Origin of the sequence: Nitrosovibrio sp. Nv17, assembly GCF_900119085.1 — a bacterium.
Lineage (GTDB): Bacteria > Pseudomonadota > Gammaproteobacteria > Burkholderiales > Nitrosomonadaceae > Nitrosospira.
Genome location: NZ_FPIQ01000001.1, coordinates 156,949 through 182,156, shown reverse-complemented (window position 1 = coordinate 182,156; position 25,208 = coordinate 156,949). Strand labels below are relative to the sequence as shown.

General features: G+C 69.2%; 12 protein-coding genes. 6 read left to right on the top strand and 6 right to left on the bottom strand.

The window, feature by feature from the left end; genetic code table 11:
• From holA to ttcA, 6 genes are all read right to left on the bottom strand, one after another.
• A complete protein-coding gene (holA, locus tag BT108_RS00790; RefSeq protein ID WP_072292640.1) occupies positions 1-1,032 on the bottom strand; it encodes a DNA polymerase III subunit delta in 1,032 nt (343 codons plus the stop codon).
• Between the two features lie 24 nt (positions 1,033-1,056).
• On the bottom strand, positions 1,057-1,563 hold the full coding sequence (lptE, locus tag BT108_RS00785) for an LPS-assembly lipoprotein LptE (protein ID WP_072292639.1): 507 nt from the start codon (positions 1,561-1,563) through the stop codon (positions 1,057-1,059).
• A gap of 114 nt (positions 1,564-1,677) precedes the next feature.
• Positions 1,678-2,577, bottom strand: a complete 900-nt coding sequence (locus tag BT108_RS00780) for a DNA-methyltransferase (protein WP_083566074.1) — start codon at positions 2,575-2,577, stop codon at positions 1,678-1,680.
• Positions 2,578-2,622: 45 nt separating this feature from the next.
• The gene (leuS, locus tag BT108_RS00775; RefSeq protein ID WP_072292638.1) at positions 2,623-5,238 is read right to left on the bottom strand and encodes a leucine--tRNA ligase; all 2,616 of its coding nucleotides are present in this window, start codon (positions 5,236-5,238) and stop codon (positions 2,623-2,625) included.
• 92 nt (positions 5,239-5,330) lie between these two features.
• Positions 5,331-6,719 (bottom strand): Do family serine endopeptidase, encoded by a 1,389-nt coding sequence (locus BT108_RS00770; protein ID WP_072292637.1) that lies wholly within the window; start codon positions 6,717-6,719, stop codon positions 5,331-5,333.
• A 35-nt stretch (positions 6,720-6,754) separates the two neighbouring features.
• Positions 6,755-7,639, bottom strand: coding sequence for a tRNA 2-thiocytidine(32) synthetase TtcA (gene ttcA, locus BT108_RS00765; RefSeq protein WP_072292636.1), 885 nt, complete (start codon positions 7,637-7,639; stop codon positions 6,755-6,757).
• A gap of 79 nt (positions 7,640-7,718) precedes the next feature.
• Between ttcA and BT108_RS13390 the strand changes: the two genes are divergently transcribed.
• The 6 genes from BT108_RS13390 (at position 7,719) to BT108_RS00740 (ending at position 25,197) form a co-directional block, all read left to right on the top strand.
• Positions 7,719-8,033 carry a hypothetical protein gene (locus BT108_RS13390; RefSeq protein WP_143142324.1) on the top strand — a complete coding sequence of 105 codons (315 nt, stop codon included), beginning with the start codon at positions 7,719-7,721 and terminating at the stop codon, positions 8,031-8,033.
• A complete protein-coding gene (locus tag BT108_RS00760; RefSeq protein WP_072292635.1) occupies positions 8,033-8,833 on the top strand; it encodes a PEP-CTERM sorting domain-containing protein in 801 nt (266 codons plus the stop codon). Before BT108_RS13390 ends, BT108_RS00760 begins: the two co-directional genes overlap by 1 nt.
• Positions 8,834-9,157: 324 nt before the next feature.
• Positions 9,158-10,501, top strand: coding sequence for a type 2 periplasmic-binding domain-containing protein (locus BT108_RS00755; RefSeq protein WP_072292634.1), 1,344 nt, complete (start codon positions 9,158-9,160; stop codon positions 10,499-10,501).
• 443 nt (positions 10,502-10,944) lie between these two features.
• Positions 10,945-21,396 (top strand): filamentous haemagglutinin family protein, encoded by a 10,452-nt coding sequence (locus BT108_RS00750; RefSeq protein ID WP_072292633.1) that lies wholly within the window; start codon positions 10,945-10,947, stop codon positions 21,394-21,396.
• 366 nt (positions 21,397-21,762) lie between these two features.
• A complete protein-coding gene (locus BT108_RS00745) occupies positions 21,763-23,472 on the top strand; it encodes a ShlB/FhaC/HecB family hemolysin secretion/activation protein (RefSeq protein WP_177257219.1) in 1,710 nt (569 codons plus the stop codon).
• Positions 23,473-23,511: 39 nt separating this feature from the next.
• Positions 23,512-25,197: a DUF2341 domain-containing protein gene (locus BT108_RS00740; RefSeq protein WP_072292632.1), complete on the top strand. Its 1,686-nt coding sequence runs from the start codon at positions 23,512-23,514 to the stop codon at positions 25,195-25,197.
• Positions 25,198-25,208: the final 11 nt, after the last annotated feature.

Here is a 25,208-nt window from a genome sequence, read left to right as displayed (position 1 = left end):
TCATCTCCCTCCGGGGGGTGCGCCCCGCGCCGTCCCCCGCGCGAGGCGCACCCCCAGCTGCAGCAGCTCGTCCCACGCATCGCCCGCCGCGACACCCTTGCCGATCCGGTCTATCCTCGCGGCCTGCCGCAGAGCACGGATGAGCTGTTTCGTCCCCAGGCGACCCACCGCCTCTTCCACGAGCTTCTGCTGGCTTCCCCATATCCTGGCCTGGTTCATCAACTGCGCCAGCGGCCTGCCCGCGTCCCGTCCCCGCCGGACGGCAAGCAGCGCCCGTATCTGCCCTGCGAGAACGCCGACGATGAGCGGCAGCGCGGTGCCTTCGCCACGCAGGCCTTCCAGGACGCGGGCATAGCGCACCACATCCCCCGCCACCAGCGCGTTCGACAGTTGATAGGCATCGTAGCGCGCCACGTCCAGCACCGCGTCCTTCACCTGTTCGAAGGACAGCATGCCGGCGGGGTGAAGCAGCGCGAGTTTCTGCAGTTCCTGGTGGGCTGCGAGCAGATTGCCCTCCACCCGATCGGCAAGGAACCGCAGCGTCTCCGGCGCGGCATCCTGTCCCTGGGCTTGCAGCCGCCGGCCGATCCATTCGGGCAGGCGGGCGCGCTCCACCGGAAACGCCTGAACCACGACGCCGGCGTGGTCGAGTGCCTGGAACCATCGGGTCGCCATGCCGGGCTTGTCCATCCTGGGCAGGGTGACGAGCGTGACGGTGTCGGGCGGCAGCGACCGGCAGTAGGCCTCGATGGCCGCGCCCCCCTGGGTTCCCGGCTTGCCGGAGGGAATGCGCACATCCATTATACGTCGTTCTCCGAACAGCGAAAGGCTGTTGGCCCGGTGCAGCAGCTGACTCCAGTCGAAATGGGGATCGATCGCCACGACCTGGCGCTCGGCATGGCCGCTGTCCCGCGCGCGCGCGCGAATCTGGTCGGCGGCCTCGATCGCCAGCAATTCGTCGCCGCACACCGTGTAGAGGGAAGCGAGCCGGCCCTGGAGATGCCGGGGCAGCTGCTCGGAACCGATGCGCATGGCGGCGGGACCGGCCGCGGCCCGCTACCGCGCCGCGGCGGCGAGCTTGACCGCTTCCAGCCGCCGCAGGATCTGCTCCGCCGCATCGCTCTGCATTTCCCTGACGAGCATCGCCTCCTCTCCTTCCTTCGCCACCGCCTGCGCGTCGGTGTACGGAATGATGCGCCGCAGCGAAATCTCGTTGGCGGGAATCAGGTCCGTGCCGCGCGCATCGTAGAGGCGGAACGTGACGCGGTAGCGCAACTCGAATTCCCGCACCCGCCCGCCTTCCGACACCGACATGATCTGCCGGTCGTTCGCCACGCTGAGGATGTCCAGCGTGGCCTGCGCGTCCTTCGCCTTCTCGACCACGCGCGTGGTGGTGCCGGCCTGGACGAGCCGGCGGAGATCTATGCCGATCGGATGACCCACGGGAAAGGAGATGTAGATCGTCTCGAACGGCAGGGAAGCCTGCCCGCGCAACTGGAAGCCGCACGCGGCCAGGGTCAGCGCCAGCAAGGCAACCAGGATCTCGCGGAATACGGGGTTCACTCGATCGTTCCTCCCATGGCGGAGTCGAATTCGACCAATCGTAGCCAATTGGTCGCTTCATCGTCGCAGAAATGCTGCACGAATTCCAGTAGAGAGATGTTCATGACGGCCTCTTCATGCGAAGAAGGATGCGCGTCCCGTGACGACGGGATCGGTCCGCGGGCAATCGGCACGCCCACCCCGCTCCTGCAGCGGCCTCAGCGGGCGTTCAGGCTTCATCAACCCGGCACGGACGCGATCCACGTAGTCCCGGTGAATTTCGATGCCGATGGCATCGCGCTGCAGCCGCTGCGCCACGCGCAGCGTGGTGCCTGATCCCATGAACGGATCGAGCACCACGTCGCCCGGTTCCGTGAACAGCCGGATGAACCATTCCGGCAGCGCTTCCGGAAAGGCTGCACTATGGTCGCGATTGGCACACTCGGTCGCAAGATGGAGCACATTGGTCGGATAGACCTTGTCGCGGCTCAGCCAGTTTTCGATCTTCTTGCCGAAACCGCTGCCGACGCGCGATTCGTCCCGCAGCCTGTCGGTTGCGCTCAGGTTGCGCAGGCGTGTCTTTGCCCAGGCGCCAGTATCGACCATGACTTCTTGCTGGAACATCTTGAACTTCCTGTGCTTGTTGAACTGGAGCAGACGCTCCCAGGCGTCCCGGAAACGGTTCGGCCATTTCCCCGGATAGCAGTTTTTCTTGTGCCAGACGAACTCCTCCGTCCACAGCCAGCCCTGGGCCCGCATCGCCATGATCAATTCCAGCACATAGGTATGCCGCTCGCCGCTCACCACCCGCTCCTTGATGTTGAGCATGAACGTGCCGCCGGGCTTGAGCACCCGCAGCAGCTCGATGGAGACCGGCTGGAACCACGCCACGTATTCGTCCGGCGGCACGCCCCCGTAGGTGCGCCTGCGCTGATCCGCGTACGGCGGAGAGGTCACGATCAGATCCACCGAGGCGTCGGCGAGCTTCCGCAGCTCGTCCCGGCAGTCACCGTGCAGCAGCCTGATTCCCGTCATATCCCATGCGCCTGCTTCCTGTCCCGCAAATTTTGGATATCGTGACTATACAACGATATTCACCAGCCGGCCCGGCACCCACACCACCTTCCTCACCGGCCGGTCGCCGATGAACTTCCGCACCTGGCCGTCCTCCAGCGCGGCGCGCTCGACCGCCTCGCGCGCCGCATCGCTGGCGACGCGGATCTGGCCGCGCAGCTTGCCGTTGACCTGCACCACCAGCTCGATCTCGTCCTGCACCAGGGCGGCAGCGTCGGCCTGCGGCCACGCCTGGTCGAGAATCTCGGTACCCGGCCTGAGTTCGCGCCACAGCGCGTGACAGATGTGCGGCACCACGGGCGACAGCAGCAGCACCACATTCTCCAGCGCCTCCTGCATCAGTGCGCGCGCCGCCGCGTCGTCGTCCTCCAGCCGTCCGAGCGCGTTCATCAGCTCCATCACCGCCGCGATGGCGGTATTGAAGGTGTGCCGCCTGCCGAAGTCGTCGCCGACCTTGGCGATGGTCTGGTGCAGCTGGAACCGGAGGGCCTTCAGTTCCTCTCGAGATTCAAGCGCGCCGGCGTCCCCGCGCGCCGCGTCCGCCGGGAGCGCCTGCTGCTGCAGATGCTGGTGCACCTGTTTCCACAACCGCTTCAGGAAGCGGAATGCGCCTTCCATCCCGGCGTCGGTCCACTCCAGCGTCTGCTCCGGCGGACTGGCGAACATCATGAACAGGCGCGCGGTATCGGCGCCGTACTGCTCCATCAGCTCCTGGGGATCGACACCGTTGTTGCGCGACTTGGACATCGTGCCGATGCCGCCGGACTCCACCGGCAGCCCGTCCGCCCGCAGCCGCGTCCCGGTGCGCCGGCCGTGCTCGTCGGTCTCGAATTCGACCTCGGCCGGATTGAAATAGACGGTGCGCCCGGTCTCGGTCTTCCGGAACAGGATCTCGTTCAGCACCATGCCCTGCGTCAGCAGGCTGGTGAACGGCTCGTCGAACCGGACCAGTCCGAGGTCGCGCATGACCTTGCTCCAGAAGCGGGAGTAGAGCAGATGCAGGATGGCATGCTCGATGCCGCCGATGTACTGGTCCACCGGCAGCCAGTAGTCCGCGCGCGCGTCGGTCATCGCATTCCCGCCGCTTCCCGCGCAGACGTAGCGGATGTAGTACCAGGACGAGTCCACGAACGTGTCCATGGTGTCCGTCTCCCGCCGCGCCGGACCGCCGCAGCGGGGGCAGGCGCAGGCGTGGAAGGAAGGCGTCTTCGCCAGGGGATTGCCGGAACCGTCCGGCACCAGGTCTTCCGGCAGCACCACCGGCAGCTGGTCGTCCGGCACCGGCACCACCCCGCAGTCCTCGCAGTAGACCAGGGGAATGGGACAGCCCCAGTAGCGCTGGCGCGAGATGCCCCAGTCGCGCAGGCGGTAGCGCACGCGCTTCTCCCCCAGCCCTTTCCCCTGCAGCGCCGCCGCGATGGCGTCCACCGCCGCCGCGGACGCCAGCCCGGAAAACTCGCCCGAATCGAAGGTCACCCCCGGCTCGACGTACGCCCGCGCCAGCGGAAGCGCCAGCGCCCCCTCCGGCGGCCGCACCACCGGTCTGACCGGCAGCCCATGGCGCGCCGCGAACTCGAAGTCGCGCTCGTCGTGGGCCGGCACGGCCATGACCGCGCCCTCGCCATACCCCATCAGCACGTAGTTGGCGACCCACACCGGCAGCGCGGCCCCCGTCAGCGGATGCAGCACGCGCAGGCCGGTGTCCATGCCCTTCTTCTCCTGCGTGGCAAGCTCCGCCTCCATGGTCGCCCCATGCCGGCATTCGTCCACGAAAGCCGCCAGCGCCGGATTTCCCCGGGCCGCGTGCAGCGCGACCGGATGCTCTGCCGCCACCGCGACGTAGGTCACGCCCAGCAGGGTGTCGGCCCGCGTGGTGAACACCTTGAGCGCCTGCGGCATGCCCGAGCCGGGATCGGCGGGAAAGACGACGTCGACGCCGAAGCTCCTGCCGATCCAGTTGGCCTGCATCGCCCTGACCCGCTCCGGCCAGCCCGGCAGGGCGTCGAGCGTCTCCAGCAGCTCGTCGGCGTAGGCGGTGATCTTCATGTAGTACATGGGGATTTCGCGCTTTTCCACCAGCGCCCCGGTGCGCCAGCCGCGCCCGTCCACGACCTGCTCGTTGGCGAGCACCGTCCGGTCGACCGGATCCCAGTTGACGGTGCCCGTCTTCCGGTACGCGAGCCCCCGTTCCAGCATGCGCAGGAACAGCCACTGGTTCCAGCGGTAGTACTCCGGCGCGCAGGTGGCGAACTCGCGGCCCCAGTCGATGGCGAACCCCAGCCGCTGCAGCTGCCGGCGCATGTAGGCGATATTGTCGTAGGTCCAGCGCGCCGGCGGCACGCCGTTCTGCATCGCCGCGTTCTCCGCCGGCAGGCCGAAGGCGTCCCACCCCATGGGCTGCAGCACGTTGTAGCCCTGCATGCGGCGATAGCGCGACAGCACGTCGCCGATGGTGTAGTTGCGCACGTGGCCCATGTGCAGCTTGCCGGATGGATAGGGAAACATCGACAGGCAGTAGTACTTGGGCCTGCCCTCCGCCTCCCTCGCCTCGAAGGCGGCGCTCGCCTCCCAGTGCCGCTGGGCTTCCTGCTCGATCCGCTGTGGCTGGTATTTTTCCTGCATCGCCCGGCTTCGCCATAAAGCGGAGGATTATACCGTGAACCGCTCTCGCCGGCGCCGCCGCGTCCCCGCGTCCGCGTCCGCGTCCGCGTCCGTCAGCGGATGACGAGGGTCAGCCTGAAGTCTCCGCGCAGCAGATTGAGCACGAGCACATCCGCGCCCGCCCTCAGGATCGCGAGCAGTTCCGGGACGGTGCGCACCTTGCGGCGGTTGGCGCCGACGATGATGTCCCCCGGCCGCAGGCCGTGCAGCCATGCGGGGCTGTTGGGCTCCACCTGGGTCACCACCACGCCCTCCACCCGGCCGCGGCCGGGCTTGAGGTTGGCCACGGTGGCGCCGGCGAGCTGCGGCACCGTCTCCGCCGCCCCGGTGGCCGCCTCCTCCAGCGGCTTGGCGATCCTGACCCTGGCGACCAAGGACTTGCCGCCGCGGATCACCCGCAGTTCCAGGGTCTCCCCGATCGGCACCATCCCCACTTTGTTGCGCAGGTCGGCGGCGCTGCGCACCGTGCGGCCGTTGATGGCCGTCACCACGTCGCGCGGCCGCAGGCCCGCCTTGTCCGCGGGCGAGCCCGCCTCCACCGCGCTGATGATGGCCCCGTCGGTAGAGGCCAGCCCCAGCGACAGCGCGAGCTCGTGGGTGATGTCCTCGCCGCTCGCGCCCAGCCTGCCGCGGCGCACCTCGCCGTAGCGCACGATCTGCTCCAGCACCGCCTTCACCATCACGCTCGGCACCGCGAAGCCGATGCCGACGTTGGCGCCGGAGGGCCCGATGATGGCGGTATTGATCCCGATCAGCTCCCCCTTGAGGCTCACCAACGCCCCGCCCGAGTTGCCGGGGTTGATGGAGGCGTCGGTCTGGATGAAATCCTCATAGCCGTCCATGTCGAGGCCGCTGCGTCCCAGCGCGCTGACGATGCCCGAAGTGACGGTCTGCCCCAGCCCGAACGGATTGCCGATGGCGATGACGAAATCCCCCACGTTGAGCAGGTCGGAATCCCCCAGGCGCAGCGCCTGCAGCTTCTGCGCCTCGATCTGCAGCAGCGCGAGGTCGGTACCGGGATCGGTGCCCACCAGCCGCGCCTGGAACTGGCGCCTGTCCTTGAGCGTGACCAGCACCTGCTGCGCGTCCTTGATCACGTGGAAATTGGTGACGACGTACCCCTTGGCCGCATCCACGATCACGCCGGAGCCGACGCTGCGCTCGGGGCGGGCCGCCTGGTCCGGCAGCTCGAAGAAGCGCCGGAAGAACGGGTCGCGGAACAGCGGATTGTCCTCGATGGCGGAGCGCGTCTGCACCGAAATGTTCACCACGGCCGGCGTCACGTCCCGCAGCAGGGGCGCAAGCGACGGCACGCCGCCCTTGTCGTCGAACGGGAGGGCGGCATGCAGCGGCGCCATCATCGACGCCAGCATCAGCACGAGAACGAAAACAGGGGCAACGCCCCGGCAGCAGGAGGAAACAGGCGGTTTCGTCAGGAACATGCGTGGAATCCGTGGTAATCGGGGAGTGGCCGGGCTCAGTCGCGATCCAGATGCAGAAGCTCTCCCATGGAGGGCTCGAACGTTTCCGGATCGAACGCCCGGTCTCCGTCGGCAACCGGGCCGTCGCCCGTGCTCAGCCCGTGGAAGTCGTACAGCCGGCCATCGGCCAGGTGCGAGGGCTGCACGTTCTGCAGCGCGGTGAACATCGTCTCCAGGCGGCCGGGAAACTTCCGGTCCCACTGCCGCATCATCTCCTTCACCTCCTGGCGCTTGAGGTTCGGCTGCGAACCGCACAGGTTGCAGGGAATGATGGGGAAGTCCTCCATCCTCGCGTAGGCCTCCAGGTCCTTCTCCTTGCAGTAGGCCAGGGGACGGATGACGATGTGCCGACCGTCGTCGCTCACCAGCTTGGGCGGCATGGCCTTGATCTTGCCCCCGTAGAACAGGTTGAGGAACAGGGTCTCCAGCATGTCGTCGCGATGGTGCCCCAGCGCGATCCTGGTCGCGCCCAACTCCCCCGCCACGCGGTACAGCACCCCGCGGCGCAGCCGGGAGCACAGGCTGCAGGTGGTGCGGCCTTCGGGAATGACGCGCCTCACCACGCTGTAGGTGTCCTGCTCGACGATGCGGTACGGCACACCGATGCCGCCCAGGTAGGCGGGCAGCACGTGCTCGGGAAAGCCGGGCTGCTTCTGGTCCAGGTTCACCGCCACCAGTTCAAACGCTATTGGCGAATGCGCCTGCAGGCTGCGCAGGATGTCGAGCAGCGCATAGCTGTCCTTGCCGCCCGAGAGGCACACCATCACCCGGTCGCCCGCCCCGATCATGCCGAAGTCGGCGATCGCGGCGCCGACGAGGCGGCGCATGCGCTTGCGCAGCTTGTTGGCGTCGTGCTGCGCCTTCCTGGACAGGACTTCCATGCCTCGCTCCTTCCCCACCTCTTCCCGTTTCATGCCGTCCCGCAAATCGGGCGCATAGATTGTAAGGCAATTTCCCGCCATGGCAAGCGCGGATTCGGCATCCGGCGCCCGCCACGCCCCTCCGCCGCCGCAGCCGGGCGCGAGAGAAACAGGGCGCGATCTTATGAGAAAAAGTGTGATCTTTACCATTTTTTGTCCTTTGCGGAGCCGTTTGTCCATGCCGTATGCTCTTCCAGCGATCATGGGCATGGATTCGGCCGGCAACTCCGCTTCATATGAAATGGATTCATTGATCCATGCGAATATGTCGTTTTTATTTATAACGAAACTCTTCTACGATGCCGAGGCAGTTCGGGCATTTACGTTCAACTTGAAATCAAGAGGAAATCCATAATGAAATTGAACAAGATCAAATATCTCGCAGCCGCGGCCGCCCTGGCCGTCTCGGGCTCCGCCTTCGCCGTGGTGCATTCCCAACAGGGAAACAGCTCGGTGATATTCAGCGCCTACGAGTCCGTGAGCGGCTACACCTACGTCTGGGATACCGGCTTCCTCAAGGATGACATCGATACCGGCGGCGCCTTCCCGAGCTTCACCTACAACCTCTCCGCCGACCAGAATTGGACCAACTTCATTGCAGCCGCGGGTCCCAACGTGGGCGATATCCGCTGGGCCGTCGTCGCCGGGGACACCAACTCCGGTTCCATCGACAACGATCCCATCAGCTACCTCTCCACCGGTCCGCTGGCAGGCCTGCCCACCGGCATAGAGGCCACGCGCAACGCGCAGTTCCGTAACGGCACGGGTCCCATCAGCAACTACCTCAACTACCTCGGCGCCCACCTCGGTTTCGACGAGTCCTCCGCCGGGCAATCGCTGCTGCACCTCAAGGAAGGTCCGATAGACGCCGCCTCGTTCGAGGTCGCGCTGGGCCAGAAGTGGGGGCCCGCACTGACATTCAACATCACCGGGCTGCTCGGCGACACCTTGGGCCTCTACGCGCTGGAGCAGGATCCCACTACCAACCGCAACACGGGGGCCATCCTCCAAACCCTGATCGGCAACGCCTCGGTGGTCGACGGCGTACTGACAGTCAGCGCCATTCCGGAAGCCGACACCTGGGCCATGCTGCTCGCCGGCCTGGGCCTGGTGGGCACGCTCGCACGGCGCCGCAACGGTTCGCGCCCGGTCTAATCGAGTCTGAGCTGAGCAGCAATCGCGGGCCCGCCGCGGGGGAGGGTGATCATCTCCCACGGCGGGCCGCCAAGAAGGGAAGCATTCTGGTTCGATACCCCCGGCAATTCTGGCCGGGAGGGTAAAGGTTTGCCTCCTGCTTCCCTAAGTATCCAACCGCGGTTTGCGGTGCGCATGAGGAAGAACAGCAAATTGAATACAGACCGTACCACTCCCACAGCAAGCGATAGCACGAACGGTAGATACCGTACCTGTACTTATTGCTGTACCAGCTGAAAAGGTACTACCTGAAACCAACCCGTCTCAATTTGGAGGGATACACCAATGAAACAGAAACTGAAGCTCAACCTACTCGCCGCCTCGCTGGCGCTGGCTTTCGCCGCCCCGTCCTACGCGGTGGGCCCCGGCACCACCCCCGACCACATCCTCTACGTGGGCGGCGGCGCGGAACAGAATAACGTGTTCGAGACCATCGCCACGTCGCTGTTCCAGCCCGGTAGCATCGACTACTACACCGACGAGCCGACCGGCACCGCCAAGGGCCGCTCCTTCCGCGCGGTGTACGGCAAGCTGGCGGCTGCGGCGGGCAACGTGCCCGCGGGCGCCAACGTGCTGGTGATCTACCGCTCGCTCGGCGGCGTGTTCGCCAACGGCATCAACCCCCTGGTGCGCGGCCAGCTGCTGCCCTACTACCAGGTCATCGGCAACGCCACCGCCATCGCCGGCAGCACCAACCCATCCTACCGCATCACCAACACCAGCCTCACCACCCCGAACGCGCCCGACATCGGGCTGGCGAACGAGGAGCTGACCCTCTTCACGCAGATCAACCTCCCCACCGGCATCCCCGCGGTCACCCCGGCCGAACTGGCGAAGGTCAACTCGCGGGCGCTGTACGCGGTGGTGAACGGCATCGCCGCCACCAACAACCTGGCCGCCGCCATCGCAGCGGCGCGCCCGGACGGCGAGGGGCTGCGCAAGGCCGAGATCGCCGCCATCCTGGCGGGCAATTTCGAGAATTGGAGCGACATCGATCCGGCCTTCCCGAACGCGCCTGTCATCCTGATCGACCGCAACTTCGGCTCGGGCGCCAAGGCCGCCGCCAACCAGTACTTCCAGAACAACCCGGGCGGCTCGGGCTATAGCGGTACGGCCGAACCCGCCAACCTGAGCGGGGACTTCGGCGATCCGGTGAACTACAGCCAGCAAACGGTGCGCACCGAGCCCAGCGCGGGCAACGTGCCGGGCGTGCTGGACGGCGTCGCCGCCAAGGGTGCCTACGGCATCGGCCTCCTGGGGCTGGAAAACATCCCGGGGCCGAGCAGCCAGTGGCGCTTCATCCCCATCGGCTACGCCAGCGCGGGATCGACCTCCTTCGACAAGACCGATGCGATCAGCGGCAAGTACGACTACTTCTACCAGGCCTCCGTCAACACTCGCAACAGCGTTGTGAACGGCCAGCGCTACCACCAGGCCGGCACCACGTGGGGCAATCTGATCAATGCCTTCATCAGCAAGGCAGTCAGTCCAGCGGTCATCACCACCGTGCCCGGTACCATCCTGGACCCCATCACCTTCCCTCCCTCTGGCAATCCAGCCCTGGACGCCTTCCGCGCCAGAGGAACGCGCTTCGGTAACTCCACCGCCCCCCTGACACTGGTGGAGTAATGCGGCGCATCCCGCTGCGCGTTCTGCGCAGCGGGTCCGACACCCCCGTGTCCTGCGGGGGTCGAATTTTCCGAGTCCCCGCACCCCGTGCGGGGACTCGCCCGTTTCAGGCGGGCCATATGCATGAGGATTGGATGACAGAGGAGTAGGATGGGTGGAGCGCAGCGCAACCCATCATCTCCCAACAAACGCTGCGATGGGTTGCCTTTCATTTCACCCATCTTACCTGGCGGATGAGAGACGCGGCAGGCATGGCCGCATGAGAACAGTAGAGGTAGGATGGGTGGAGCGCAGCGCAACCCATCATCTCTCAACAAACGCTGCGATGTGTTGCATTTCATTTCACCCATCCTACCTGGCGGATGAGAAACGCGGCAGGCATGGCCGCATGAGGCCGACGCACCGGATGCATACCACACACCCATATAGATCATAAATAAACGATGAATCACGACACGCCGCCTACCCCGCCGACTTCGCCCATCGCCCGCCCTGCCCGCTCGGCCCTGTCCCGGCGTCGGCGGCGCCGGGGCGGCGGCTTCCAGCTACTGTGGGCGGCCAGCGCAGTGCTGCAAGCCTGGTCGGGCCTGGCCGGCGCCGCCGACCCCGCCCTGCCGATACCCTGCGCCGGCGGCGCCTGCGGCGCGGGCGGCAGCCTGCCCTTCGTCGGCGCCGGCCAGATCGGCCACGGCGGCGCGCCCGTCATCGACGGCAACACCATGACGGTGCACCAGCTAAGCCAGCAGGCCATCCTCAACTGGCAGGACTTCAACATCGGCGCCGGCAAGGCAGTCGTGTTCGACCAGCCCGGGGCCACCGCCTCCACCCTCAACCGCGTGTGGGGGCCGGACGCCAGCACCATCGCCGGCCAACTGCGCGCCAACGGCCAGGTCTACCTCATCAACCAGAACGGGGTCCTATTCGCCGAGGGCGCGCGCGTCGACGTCGGCGGCCTGGTGGCCTCGACCCTGGACGTCAAGGATGCGATCTACCTGGGCGGCCTGCTCAGCGCCAACGCCGGCGTGCTGTCCGACAACCCCAACCTCCCCGCGGTGTTCGAGCAGGGCGCGCTGCCCGCCGGCGACGTCGAGATCCGCCCCGGCGCGGTGCTCGCCACCGCCAACGGCGGGCGCATCATGCTGCTCGCGCCCACGGTCACCAACCGCGGCACGATCAGCACCCCCGACGGCCAGGCCATCCTCGGCGCCGGCCACACCGTCTACCTCGCCGCCAGCAGCGACCCCGGCCTGCGCGGCCTGCTGATCGAGGTGGACGCCGCCGGGCTGACCCACTCCGCCGCCAGCAACCACGGCAGCATCACCGCGGAACGCGGCAACATCACTCTGGCGGGCCTGATGGTGAACCAAGCCGGCCGCCTCACCGCGACCACCTCGGTCAGCGCCAACGGCTCCATCCACCTCTCCGCCGGCGACGTGTCGCGCGGCACCGGCTTCTACAGCTTCAACGAGCCCGGCAGTCACCGGCTGCTGCCGAACCAGGGCGGCAGCCTCACGCTGTCGGCCGGCAGCCTGACCCAGGTGGTGGCCGACGCCACCGACACCAAGACCATCAACGATACCCAGGCGTTCCTCCCCTCGGCGGTGTCGCTGGTGGGCAAGACCATCCGCCTCGAGGGCGACGCCGCCGTGGTCGCGCCGGGCGGCAGCGTGCACGCCCTGGCGGCGGACAGCCCTTTCCTGCGCTTCTCCGAACGAAATCTCGCAAAGCCGGCGCCCGTTCCCTCCGACGGCAGCCGCATTTACCTGGATGCCGGCAGCCGCATCGACGTGGCCGGGCTGCGCGGCGTGCAGCTCTCCGCCGAACGCAACCTGGTGGAGGTGGAACTGCGCTCCAACGAGCTGCAGGACGCGCCCTTGCAGCGCGACGGCTTCCTGCGCGGCAAGACGGTCACGGTGGACCTGCGCAAGGGCACGCCGCTGGCGGATCTCGCCCCCTACCGCGACAACCTGGCGCGCGGCATCGCCGAGAAACTCGCCCGCGGCGGCAGCATCACCCTGGATGCGGGCGGCGACGTCATCGCCCGCGCCGGCTCGATCCTGGACGTGTCCGGCGGTACCCTCCAGTACCAGCAGGGATACGACCGCACCACCACCCTGCTGGCCAGCGACGGCCGCCTCTACGACATCGCCGACGCGCCCATCGACGTGCGCTACGTGGGCTTCGCCGACGGTTATACCTTTACCTCCGGGAAGTGGGGCACCACCACCGCCGTGGCAACGCCGCGGCCGGTGCTGCAGGGCTATACGGAAGGAAAATCTGCCGGTACCCTATCGGTCAGCACCCCCTGGGCCGCCCTGCAGGGCACGCTGAACGGACACGCCAGTCCCGGCCCGCTGCAGCGCAGCGCCGCCGAGCTGCCCCGCGGCGGCACCCTCGTGATCGGTGAGGCCAGCCAGGAGATCAACGGCGGTGAGACGCCGGACTACCGCGCCCGCAACATCGTGCTGGGCCAGGGCGTGCCGGCGCTGCCCGCCGGGTTCGGCGCCGACGATACGGTTCCCGAAGAGTGGCGTCAGAGCCTGCAGCTCTCCACCGACCTGATCCGGCAGGGGGGCTTCTCCGAGCTGCACCTCTACAGCAACAGCGACGTCTCCCTGCGGGCGGGCACGCACCTGCAGCTCGCGCCCGGCGGCGCCTTCTCGGCGCTGGCGCTGCGCGACATCGACGTCGGCGGAAACATCAGCATCCTCTCCGGCAGTGTCCACCTGGACAGCACCCATGGCGGCAGCGTGCGCCTCGCGCCCGGCGCGCAGATCGACGCGCGCGGCGGCTGGGTCAACAATTCCCCCCTCATCTTCGCCACCGCGGACAATGCGCCGTTGCTGCTCGACGGCGGCAGCGTCACTCTGGAGGCCGAGCGCGACGTGAGCCTCGGCGCCGGCAGCCGCATCGACGTCTCCGGCGGCGGCTGGGTGGACAGCGGCAACACGCTCACGCCAGGCAAGGGCGGCAGCATCCGGCTCGTCTCCACCAGCGTGAATGAGAGCGGCACCCTGCTGGGCCGGGTCGACCTGGAGGGCGAGCTGCTGGGCTATGGGCTGTTCGACGGCGGCACACTCGCCATCACCGCCGCCACGGTACGCATCGGCGGTGTGCCCACGGGCGCCGCCGGGGAGCTCTGGGTGGATCCGGCGCGCTTCGGCCAGGGCGGCTTCGCCGACTACAGCCTGACCGGCGTCAACGGCCTGGAGATCGCCGCCGGCGCACAGATCCGCCCGCGGATGCAGAACTGGATTCCCGACGCGAGCTACCTGATCCGCCCCAGCGGCAGCGCCCTCTCCACTTTCAGCCGCAGCGGCGTACTGGATCCGCTGTTCCGCAACCCGGTGAACCTGGCACTGGCGGCCACCAGCGTCCTCAGCCAACGGGGTGACCTGACGATGGGCGCGGGCGCAGCCATCGTCACCGACCCGGACGCCACGGTGTCGCTCGCCGCCAGCGGCAGCCTGCGCGTCCACGGCACCATCGACGCGCCCGCCGGCCGCATCCGCCTGGAGGTCGCGCCGAGCGTCGCCTTCGGCGCCGACGCCGACTTCACGCAAGGATACGTCGCCACCCAGCAGTTGCTGCTGGGCAGCGGCGCGCGCCTGCTGGCGGGCAGCGTCGCCCAGATCCGCCGCGACAGCGCCGACGGGCTGCGCAAGGGCAGGATGCTGGACGGCGGCAGCGTGGCGCTGAACGCGTACAAGGGCAGCCTGATCCTGGAAGCGGGATCGCTGATCGACGTTTCCGGCGCGCGCGGCGAAATCGACCAATTCACCCCTTCGGGGGTGCAGACCCTGGCCCTGGCGGGCGCCGGCGGCGCCATCAGCCTGCGCGCGCGAGAGGGCCTGGCCGTGAACGGCAGCCTGCTGGGCCGGGCGGCGGACGTGCCGGGCGCGGCCGCCGGCAGCCTCACCCTCGGGCTGGACCTGTACCAGCGTACCGACAATCCGAACTTGCTGCTGGCGGGTACGCCCAGGGCCTACCCGACCCAGGACCGCGTCCTCACCCTCACCGCCGCCCCGGCCGACGGCCTGCCGGCCACGCCCGCCAACGGCACCGCCCGCGTCAACACCCAGCAGATCCAGGCCGGTGGCTTCGACCGGATCGAACTGCGCAGCACCGACGTGATCGCCATCGACGGCGCCGTGGACCTGGGCGCACGGCGCAGCCTGGTGCTGGACGCGCAGGTGCTGAGAGGCAACCCCGGCGCCACCGCCTCCCTGCACGCCGCCTACGTGGCGCTGGGCAACGCCGATGGCGCGCGCCAGCCGGGCAGCGGCCCGTTGCTACCAGTGCGCAACCCCGCCAGCGGCGACGCCGTGCTGCACGCCCATGCCCAGCTGCTGGACATCCGCGGCCACAGCGTGCTCGACGGCTTCGCGCGCGCGCACTACCACAGCGACGGCGACATCCGCTTCGCCTACAGCGTCACCGCCGCCGCCACCGCCGCCGCGGCCACCGACTTCACCGGCTCGCTGCGCACCGCCGGCGACCTGACGTTCCAGGCGAACCAGCTCTACCCGGTGACGCGGGCGCAGTTCACCCTCAACCCCGAGGGCGCCTATCCCTCCGGCGCGCCCGGAACGGTCACCTTCCTTGCCAACGGCGGCGCCCTGCCCGCCCTACCCGGCACGCCGCTCTCCGCCGGCGGGCGCCTCACGGTCAACGCCTCCACCATCGACCAGGACGGCGTGGTGCGCGCGCCGCTGGGGCAGATCGTCTTCAACGCTCGCGACCGTGTCACCCTGGGTGACGGCAGCCTGACCTCGGTCTCCGCCGAGGGCGCGCTGATCCCCTACGGCAGCGTGCAGAACGGCAGCACCTGGGTATACCGGATCGACGATGCCAACTCCGCCCTGGTCTCCGCGCCGCCGGCCAAGCAGCTGTCCCTGAATGCCCCCACGGTCGACATTCAGGCGGGCGCCACGGCCGATCTTTCCGGCGGCGGCGACCTGTACGCCTACGAGTTCGTGGCGGGACCGGGGGGTTCGCAGGACGTGCTGGAGAACCGCTACTTCGCGGCCATCCTCCCCGCCCTGGGTGCGCGCACCGCTCCCTCGGCATTCGCGCCGCTGGACCACCAGTACGGGCTCGGCTCCAGTGTGGGCGTGGGCGACACCGTCTACCTGAGCGGCGTGCCCGGCCTGGATGCCGGCTACTACGTGCTGCTGCCGGCGCGCTACGCCCTGCTGCCGGGCGCCTACGCCCTCTCCATCGTGCAGGGGGTGCAGGACCTGCCGCTGGCGGCGCTGAGCGCCTCTCTGGGCTACCAGGACCTGCCGCTGGGCACCACATTCGCGCAGATGGACGGCTCCACCGTCGTGGCCGGGCACACCGCGGTCGCGGGCACCGACATCGTGGCCAGCCGCACCACGCTGTTCCACGTCACCCCCGGCAGCGTGGTGCGCACACAGTCGCAGTACAGCGACAGCTACTCCAACCACTTCTTCTACAACGCCGCCGACGCCGGCGCAACCGCCGTTCCCCGGCTCGCCGCTGACGCGGGCCAGCTCCAGCTCGCCGCCACGCAGGCGCTGGCGCTGAACGGCCGTATCGGCTTCGGCGCAGCCGCCTTCGTCACCGGCCAGGACGAGGAGGAGCGCGACGTCACGCGCACCGGCCGCGGCGGCGAGGCCTCGGTGGAGGCCCCCGCCATCAGCCTGGTGGACAGCCTCGGCGCGGACGACGGCACGCTGCAGCTGCAGACCTCGAAACTCAACGAACTGGGCGCACAGAGCCTGATCATCGGCGGCCGGCGCAATACCACGGCGGCAGGCGACCAGCTGCTGGTGAGCGCCGCGCGCGTGGAGCTGCGCAACAGCGCCGCGGCCACCCTGGCCGCGCCCGAGATCATCCTCGCCGCCACGCAGGCGGTCGTCGCGCGCGCCGGCAGCGCCCTCCAGAGCCAGGGCACCCTGGACGGCGCCGCCACGGCCCTGAGCGTGGAAGGCGACGGCGCCCTGCTGCGGGTGGCGGAGGCGCCGCCGCCCGTATTCAGCCGCACCCTCGCGGATCCCTCCGCCACCCTGCTCGGCACCCTGACTGTGGAAGACCAGGCCCGCATCGCCAGCGGCGGCAGCGTCATCCTGGACGCGGCAGCGGACAGCCGCATCGGCGCCGCCGCCCGCATCGACGCCCACGCCCTCGCGCTCTCGTCGAGCCGGATCGGCATCGGCGACGCGCCGGAGGGCGCGCCGGCGGCCGGTCTCAAGCTGACCTCCTCCCTGCTGGCCGGTCTCGCCAGCCTAACCGACCTGACGCTGCGCAGCTACGGCGCCATCGATCTCTACGGTGATCTGGCGCTCGGCGGCACCGACGCCCAGGGCAAACCGCTGCTGCACAGCCTGCACCTCGACGGCTGGGGACTGGTCGGCCACGGCGCGGGCGACAAGCTGCTGCAGGCGGGCACGATCAACCTCACCAACCAGGGCCAGGCCGCCTGCGCCGCAGCCTGCACGGGCGATGGCGGCGGTAGCCTGACGCTGCGCGCCCTGGGCGGCGCCGGGGAACAGACCGGGGAGCAAGCGGCCGACGCCGGGCGCCTGTTCCTCGGCGCGGGCGACAAGCACGTGAGCGGCTTCTCCGGCGTACTGCTGCAGGCGCAGGGAGACATCGCCGCGACCGGCGACGGCAGGCTCGACCTGGCCGACGCCGGCGACCTGCGGCTGCAGTCGGCCCGGCTGGGCACCGCCACCGGCGCGGATCAGTCCATCGCCAACGCCAGCGGCGGCGTGCACATCGAGCCGGCGGCCGCGGCGGAGCAGGTGCCGGCCCTGGCGGACGCCGGCATCGGCGGCAGGCTGGCCATCAGCGGCACGCGCGTCCACCACGGCGGCACGATCTCGGTGCGCGCGGGCGAGCTCACGCTGCACGCCACCGGCGCCCAGCCCGGGGACGACGTCACCCTGCTGGCGGGCTCGCGCATCGACGCCTCCGGCGTCGAGCGGACGCTGGGCGGCGGCAGCGCCTACGCGGCCGCCGGCAAGGTCGGCCTGGCCGCCGACCGGGGCGACGTCGACATCCAGACGTCCGCCCTCGTGGACCTCTCCGGCGCCCCGGCGGCGGCTGGAGGGAGCAGTGGCAGTGACAGCGGCGGCGGCAGCGACGCCGGCACCCTCTCCATCCACGCCGCCCAGGGCCAGGTGACACTGGCGGGTGACCTGCGCGCCAGCGCCGCGGCCGGACGGCGCCAGGGCGCCTTCGAGCTCGACGTCGGCAGCCTGGGGACGGACGGTTACGCCGGGCTGAACCCGGCGCTGGCCGCTGGCGGCTTCACCCGCGCGGTGAACGCACGCATCCGCCAGGGCGACGTGCTGATCGGCGCCGCCGACAGCGTGCACGCCCACCAGTTCAGGCTGAGCGCCGACGGCGGCGCGATCGCCGTGGCCGGCAGCATCGACGCCAGGGGCGCCGACGGCGGCCGCATCGCCCTGAACGCGCGCGACGACCTCACCCTGGCCGACAGCGCCACCCTGCGCGCGGACGCGACTGCAGCCAATGGACAAGGCGGACAGGTCGCCCTGAGCACGGCCGCTGGCACGCTGGACCTGCAAACTGGCAGCCGCATCGACGTCAGCGGCGGCACAGTAGGCGGGGCGGGTGGCGAAGTGCTGCTGCGCGCCCCCCGTACAGGGACCGGCGCCGGCGATGGGGTGGCGATCGCCGCGCTGGACGCGGAGATCCAGGGCGCGGCCGCCACGGTGCTGGAGGCGGTGCAGACCTACGAAGGCGTGAGCACGCTCACGGCGGGCAGCGCCGGCGGCGCCACCCTGGGATTCGACCGCATCGGCGCCGACGTGGCCGCCTTCATGACGCACCAGGGAACGATCCTGACGACGCTGGGCAGGAGCGGCGATGCCGGCTTCCACTTGCGCCCGGGGGTGGAGGTCCGTTCAGATGGAAATCTCACGCTTGCGGGCGACTGGAACCTCTACGCCGCCAGCCGCCCCGGCAACGAGCCGGGCAACCTGACCCTGCGTGCCGGCGGCGACCTCATCCTCGCCGGCAGCCTCAGCGACGGCTTCGCCGGCGCCGCGCCCAACGCCGCCCTGGGGGACGGCCCCTCCTGGTCCTACCGCCTCGCGGCGGGCGCGGACCTCACCGGAGCCGATCCACTGAGCACCGCCGCCACCCCCGACGGCCACTTCATCCTCGCGCCCGGCAAGCTGGTGCGCACCGGCACCGGGGGCATCGACATCGTCGCGGCCGGGGACGTGCGCCTCGGCTACGACCCCATTGCCGGCCACTACGACCACCCCAACGCCCCGGCCTCGGTGATCTACACCGCCGGCACCGCCGGCGTGGAGATCGACCCGGCGCTGTTCCAGCTGCCGGTCAGCTCCAACGGCACCTCGCTGAACGCCTACTACACCACCGGCGGCGGCGACATAGAGGTGCGCGCCGGACGCGACGTGGTCAGCGCCCCGAGCAGGCAGTTGATCGCGGACTGGCTGTGGCGGCGCGGCGAACTCACCGCCAGTGGTGCCATCGCTCAAGGCGGCACCGGCAACAGGGGCCTGCAGACCACCTGGTGGGTGAACTTCGCCCAGTTCCGCCAGGGCATCGGCGCGCTCGGCGGCGGCGACATCGAGGTGCGTGCCGGGCGCGACATCGACAACCTCTCCGCCGTGATCCCGACCAACGGCCGCCTCGCGGGCGCGCCCGGCACGCTGCCCGACGCCGCCAACCTGGTGGTCCAGGGGGGGGGCGACCTCAGCGTGCTGGCGGGCGGCGACATCCACGGCGGCCTGTTCCAGGTCGACCGCGGCCAGGGCCTGATCGATGCCGGCGGCTCGCTGGGCGCCCCCAGCAGCGTGGGCAGCTCGCCCCTGCACACGCTGCTGGCGTTGGCCGACGCCCAGATCGACGTGCGCGCGCGCAGGGATGTCACCCTGGAGTCCGTGCTCAACGCCACCGTCCTGCCCACGGCCAGCGCACTCACCACTAACCCGAATCGCAACATCAAGCCGTCCTTCTTCTACACCTACTCCGCCGCGAGCGCGGTCGACCTGAGCAGCGTCGCCGGTAACCTGACCCTCAACAACGACGCTGGCGCCATCCAGTCGGCCGCTGGAGGACTGAGTATCCTCGTCAGCTATAAAATCGACGAATTCCTGGTCTATCCCGCCCGCGTCCACGCCGCCGCGCTCTCGGGCAGCCTGCAGACCAACAACGGCATGCGCCTGTTTCCCTCGCCCCGGGGCAGCCTGCACCTGCTGGCGCAGGGGGACGTCAGCCTCGGCAGCCTGCAGATGTACGAGGCCGACCCCGCGCGCGCGGCCAACCCGCTGCGGCCCGCCAACCTGCTGCAAGCCGCCGGTGCCACGCCGATACCCGGCGCCAGCGCCCTGATCCACCTGGACACGGTGGCCTGGCCGCTCGTCCCGCTGCACCGCGACAACCCCGAGCCCATCCGCATCGTCGCCGCGCGCGGCAGCATCCTCGGCAACAGCCAGCCGATCTACCTGCCCAAGCAGGCGCAGTTCATCGCCGGACAGGACATCCGCAATCTGAGGCTGGAGGGCAAGAACCTGAACCCGGGTGACCTGACCCTGCTGCAGGCGGGCCGCGACCTCCATTTCGACGTCAACCTGAGCCCGAGCAGCAATCGGCTGGTGCGTAACCCCGACCGTATCCGCGTCGGCGGGCCGGGCCTGCTGCAGATCCTGGCGGGGCGCCACGTCGACCTCGGCAACAGCGGAGGCATCAGCACCCGCGGCGCCACCGATGACGCGCGCCTGCCGGCGCGCGGCGCCGACATCGTCGCCGCCGCGGGCCTCGGCAGCCAGGCGGACGGCGGGCTGCGCGCACCCGAGTACGCCGCCTTCATCGAGCGCTACCTGGTGCCGGCAAGCGCGCACGCGGGCACGCACCCGGCGGCGCTGACTGCCTACATGAAGCAGCTCACCGGCCAGGGCAGCCTCACGGACGCGCAGGCGCTCGCGGCCTTCCGCGTCCTGCCGGATCCGCAGAAACTGCCCTTCGTCTCGCGCGTGCTGTACGCCGAGCTGCGCACCGCCGGCCTGGAGCACAACCTCGGCGAAAGCGAGGAGGGCACGGGCTACGACCGCGGCTACGGCGCCATCGCCACCCTGTTCCCCGGCGCCGGGGCGGACTACGCCGGCGACATCAACCTGTTCTTCAGCCAGATCAAGACCGAGCAGGGCGGCGACATCTCCCTGCTGGCGCCCGGAGGCTCGGTGGTGGCGGGGTTGACCAACCCGCCGGCCGAACTGACCGCCCTGAAGATCGACGATGCCGTCATACCCAGCATCCCAGCAGCGGCCAACCTGGGCATCATGGCCTTTGGCGAGGGCGCCATCCGCACCTTCGCGCGGGAGCACATCACCGTCAACCGCTCGCGCATCCTCACCCTGCAGGGCGGCGACATCCTGCTGTGGGCCTCGGAGGGCAACATCGACGCCGGCCGCGGCGCCAAGACCGCCTCGGCGGCGCCGCCGCCCGTGATCCAGACGGACGCCAACGGCAACATCTTCGTCAACCCCAGCGGCGCGGTCTCGGGCAGCGGCATCGGCCAGCTGCTGACCGGCGGCGGCACCGCGGTCGGCTCGGTCGACCTGCTGGCGCCCCGCGGCATCGTCGACGCGGGCGACGCGGGCATCCGCGTGGCCGGCAACCTGAACGTGGCGGCGGTGCAGGTGGTGGGCGCGGACAACATCCGCGTCGGTGGCGTGTCCACCGGCACCCCGGTTTCCGACAGCGGCGTGCTGGCGAGCGCGGCGGCGGCCGGCTCCAGCGTGGGCGCCTCGGTGGCGCGCTCCACCGACGACTTCGGGCGCGACATGGCGAGCAGCAGCGCGAGCCTGTCGAACACGCGCGACCTGCTGCCGTCGTTCATCCGGGTCGAGGTGCTGGGGCTGGGCAAGTAGCGCCCGCACCCAGGCTTGAAGGAAGCCGCCCCGCCTCACCCGGCGCCGGGGCGGACTCTCCCTGCTCCATCCGTCCAGGCGGCGCGGACGCCACGCGATTGTCATGGCCTCGGCAGCGAGGCCATGTGGGAGAGTTTTTAGCATAAAAAGTCATATCGTAACCATTTTTTATAGGTTCATCTGGCCTGGCATCGATCGTATATTGTCCCGGCCCGACTTTTAATGATGGATTTCGCACTTTATATGACTTTCGGTTGATTCAACCCCGCCGTCATGCGTACGAGGGCATGGCCGCCCAGGCGGGCGGGCCCATTCCAGGCCCTCCCATACGCCCGGAATACCCATAAGAAAGAAACCTCGGATTCGATGAGACTGAAAACAATACCGGGTCGCCGCACGCCGTGCCGCTTCAGGATACTGTGGATACTGCTGCTCGCGATGGAATGCGGGCTCTGGCCGCACATCTCGGCGGCGGAAACATCCCCGCCGCCCGGCGACGCAGAACCGGAAGCCGGCACGGAAACCACGGGGACAGAGGGAGAAGGGAAGGTGTCTTTCGATATCCTGGACATCCAGATCGAGGGCAACAGCGTGCTGCCGCAGGTGGAGGTGGAGAACACCCTCTACCCCTACATGGGCGAGCACAAGACCATCGACGACCTGGAAGCCGCGCGCCTGGCGCTGGAACAGCGCTACAAGGACGGCGGCTATCTCACCGTGTTCGTGGACATCCCCGAGCAGGACGTCAAGGACGGCTCGGTGCGGCTGGTCGTGACCGAGGGCAGGGTCGGGCGCCTGCGCGTCAAGGACGCCCGCTACTACTCGCTGGGGCGGATACGCGAGGCGCTGCCTTCCCTTGCCGAGGGCAGCGTGCCCCATTTCCCCGGAGTGCAGAAGGAGATGGTTGCCCTGAACCGCTCCGCCAGCCTGCGCGTGTCGCCGGTGCTGCGGGCGGGCACGACGCCGGGCACGGTGGACGTCGACCTGAACGTGCGGGACCGGTCGCCGCTGTACGCAAGTCTGGAGCTGAACGATCGCTTCAGCCCCAATACCAGCCGCCTGCGGCTGATCGGCACCCTGCGCTACGACAACCTGTGGCAGCGGCGCCACAGCCTCAACCTGCAATACCAGATCTCGCCGGAGAGCCTCGACCAGGTGCAGGTCTTTTCCGGCACCTACCTGATGGGGCTGGGGGACAGCGGCCTCATGCTCGCCGTCTACGGCGTGCACGCGAACAGCAACGTGGCGATACTGGGCAACACCAACGTGATCGGCAAGGGCGACATCGTCGGCGCCCGGCTGGTGCTGCCGCTGACCGGACTCGACGATTACTACCACAGCCTGACGCTCGGCCTCGACTACAAGAGCTTCGACCAGACGGTGCAGCTCGGAACGAACTCGCTGAACACGCCGATCCGATACTTCCCCATCAGCCTGCAGTACAGCGGCACCCTGCAGGACACCCAGGGCGCGACCCAGTTCGGGCTGGCCGCGAACTTCTCGGCGCGCGCCATCAGCGAACGCAAGATCGAATGCCTGCCCGGATTCTTCGAGGAGCAGTTCGAGTGCAAGCGCCACGGCGCGCAGGCGGACTTCATGTACCTCCGCGCCGACCTGCAGCGGCGCCACACGCTGCCCCGGGACTTCCTGCTGACGGGCCGCGTGTCCGCGCAGATCGCCAACCAGCCGCTCGTCAACAACGAGCAGTTCGGCGCCGGCGGCTTCGAGTCGGTGCGCGGCTATCCGGAAGTCCAGCTGCTGGGCGACAACGGCTTCCAGGGCTCGGTCGCGCTGCAGACCCCCCGCCTGCCGTGGGATCTGGCCGACCTGCGGCTGCTCGCCTTCCTCGACGGCGCCTTCACCCACAACTACAGGCGCCTGGACACGGATTTGTCGTACGGCATCGTGAGCGCCGGCTTCGGCCTGAGGCTCAGGTCGCCCGACAGCCTGAGGTTCCTGAGCGGCTTCAGCAGCGCGCTGGATTTCGCCTGGCCGCTGCGCGGCTTCAGAAACAGCACCACCCACATCCAACCCGGCGACCTGCGCCTGCACTTCAAGCTGCTGCTGGAAATGTAGCGTACGCCCCGGAGAACCCCACCAAGGACATTCGCCCTGATGAACAAAGTATTCGCCCTGCTGCTGACGCTGCCCTGCCTGCTGCTTTCCCCGCTCGCCGCCGCCTACTGGGACGAGGCCTGGACCTCCCGCATCAAGATCACGCTCGATCCGCGCGGCGTGGCTTCCGCGGTCGAACAGGTGCCGGTGGCGGTGCGCCTGCACTCGGGCAACTTCAATTTCCTCGATGCCAGCCCGGACGGCTCCGACCTGCGCTTCGTGGCGGCGGACGACAAGACCGAACTCAGGTTCCACGTGGAGAAGTTCGACGCCCTCAACGAGCTGGCGGTGATCTGGGTGCACCTGCCGAAGGTCGATCCGGCGGACAAGTCGGCCCACTTCTGGCTCTACTACGGCAACGAGTCGGCCCCGGCCGCCGACAGCGGGAGCGGCTGGGATGCGGCAACCGCGGCGGTGTTCCATTTCGGCGCTGCCGCGCTGCTGCAGGACGCTGGCCCCGGCAGGCTGGCGGCCACGGGCGAGGTGGGGCTGCAGAAGGCGGCGCTGCTGGGCGAGGCGGCGATATTCCAGGGCCGGCCCCTGAGCATCGCGGCGGCGCCCGCCCTCGCCCTGAGCGCCGGCGGCGGCCTGACGTACTCCGCCTGGATCAAGCCGGACGCCCTGCCGCAGCAGGCGACGCTCTACCGCCAGGGCACCCTGACCCTGGGGATCGACGGCACCCGGCTGGTGCTGGCGGCCGGCGGTGCCAGCGTGGCAGGCGGCGAGATCAAGGCCGGCGCCTGGCAGCACGTGGGCGTGAGCGTGGGCGACGGCAGGGCGGTCCTGTACGTGAACGGCCTGACCGCGGGCGACGGCGGCCTGACGCTGCCCGACGTGCAGGAGGCGGTGGAGATCGGCGCGGGCTACAGCGGCGAGCTGGACGAGATCCAGATCGCCAGCACGGCGCGCGGCGCGGACTGGTTCAAGCTGGCGGTGGCGGGCCAGGGGATGGACGGGCAGCTGCTGAAGCTCGGCAAGCCCTCCTCCATCGACGGCGACGAGGAGGACGACGGGGACGTGTCCTACATCGGCATCCTGGTGCAGAGCCTGACGGTCGACGCGTGGGTCGTCATCGTCATCCTGGCGTTCATGTTCGCGATCAGCCTGGTGGTGATGGTCGCGAAGAACAAGCTGATCACCCGCACCGATCGCGGCAACCGCCTATTCCTGGACCGTTTCGTGAACGCCGGCGGCGAAGAGCTGCTGGTGCTGGACCAGGGAGGCGACTATCCCGATTCATCCCTGTTCCACCTCTACGGCGCGGGGCTGAGGGAGATCCGCAAGCGCTACGGCAGCGACCACGAGCTGGCGCTGAGCGGCGCCTCGATCGACGCCATCAAGGCCTCGATCGACGCCAACCTGATCCGTGAAACGAAGAAGCTGAACGCCAACATGGTGCTGCTCACCATCGCCATTTCCGGCGGCCCCTTCCTCGGCCTGCTGGGCACGGTGGTGGGGGTGATGATCACCTTCGCCGCGATCGCCGCGGCGGGCGACGTCAACGTCAACGCCATCGCCCCCGGCATCGCGGCGGCGCTGCTGGCCACGGTCGCGGGGCTGGGCGTCGCGATCCCGGCGCTGTTCGGCTACAACTACCTCGCGAGCCGCATCAAGAACATCACCATCGACATGCAGATTTTCGTGGACGAGTTCGTGACCCGCGTGGCCGAACTGTACGGGCGCTAGGAGGCCGGGCC

Excerpts from the sequence above, each read along its gene's own strand:
- holA (WP_072292640.1), bottom strand. The coding sequence starts at position 1,032 with ATGCGCATCGGTTCCGAGCAGCTGCCCCGGCATCTCCAGGGCCGGCTC.
- BT108_RS00780 (WP_083566074.1), bottom strand. The coding sequence starts at position 2,577 with ATGACGGGAATCAGGCTGCTGCACGGTGACTGCCGGGACGAGCTGCGG.
- leuS (WP_072292638.1), bottom strand. The coding sequence starts at position 5,238 with ATGCAGGAAAAATACCAGCCACAGCGGATCGAGCAGGAAGCCCAGCGG.
- BT108_RS00770 (WP_072292637.1), bottom strand. The coding sequence starts at position 6,719 with ATGTTCCTGACGAAACCGCCTGTTTCCTCCTGCTGCCGGGGCGTTGCC.
- ttcA (WP_072292636.1), bottom strand. The coding sequence starts at position 7,639 with ATGGAAGTCCTGTCCAGGAAGGCGCAGCACGACGCCAACAAGCTGCGC.
- BT108_RS13390 (WP_143142324.1), top strand. The coding sequence starts at position 7,719 with ATGGCAAGCGCGGATTCGGCATCCGGCGCCCGCCACGCCCCTCCGCCG.
- BT108_RS00760 (WP_072292635.1), top strand. The coding sequence starts at position 8,033 with ATGAAATTGAACAAGATCAAATATCTCGCAGCCGCGGCCGCCCTGGCC.
- BT108_RS00755 (WP_072292634.1), top strand. The coding sequence starts at position 9,158 with ATGAAACAGAAACTGAAGCTCAACCTACTCGCCGCCTCGCTGGCGCTG.
- BT108_RS00750 (WP_072292633.1), top strand. The coding sequence starts at position 10,945 with ATGAATCACGACACGCCGCCTACCCCGCCGACTTCGCCCATCGCCCGC.
- BT108_RS00745 (WP_177257219.1), top strand. The coding sequence starts at position 21,763 with ATGAGACTGAAAACAATACCGGGTCGCCGCACGCCGTGCCGCTTCAGG.
- BT108_RS00740 (WP_072292632.1), top strand. The coding sequence starts at position 23,512 with ATGAACAAAGTATTCGCCCTGCTGCTGACGCTGCCCTGCCTGCTGCTT.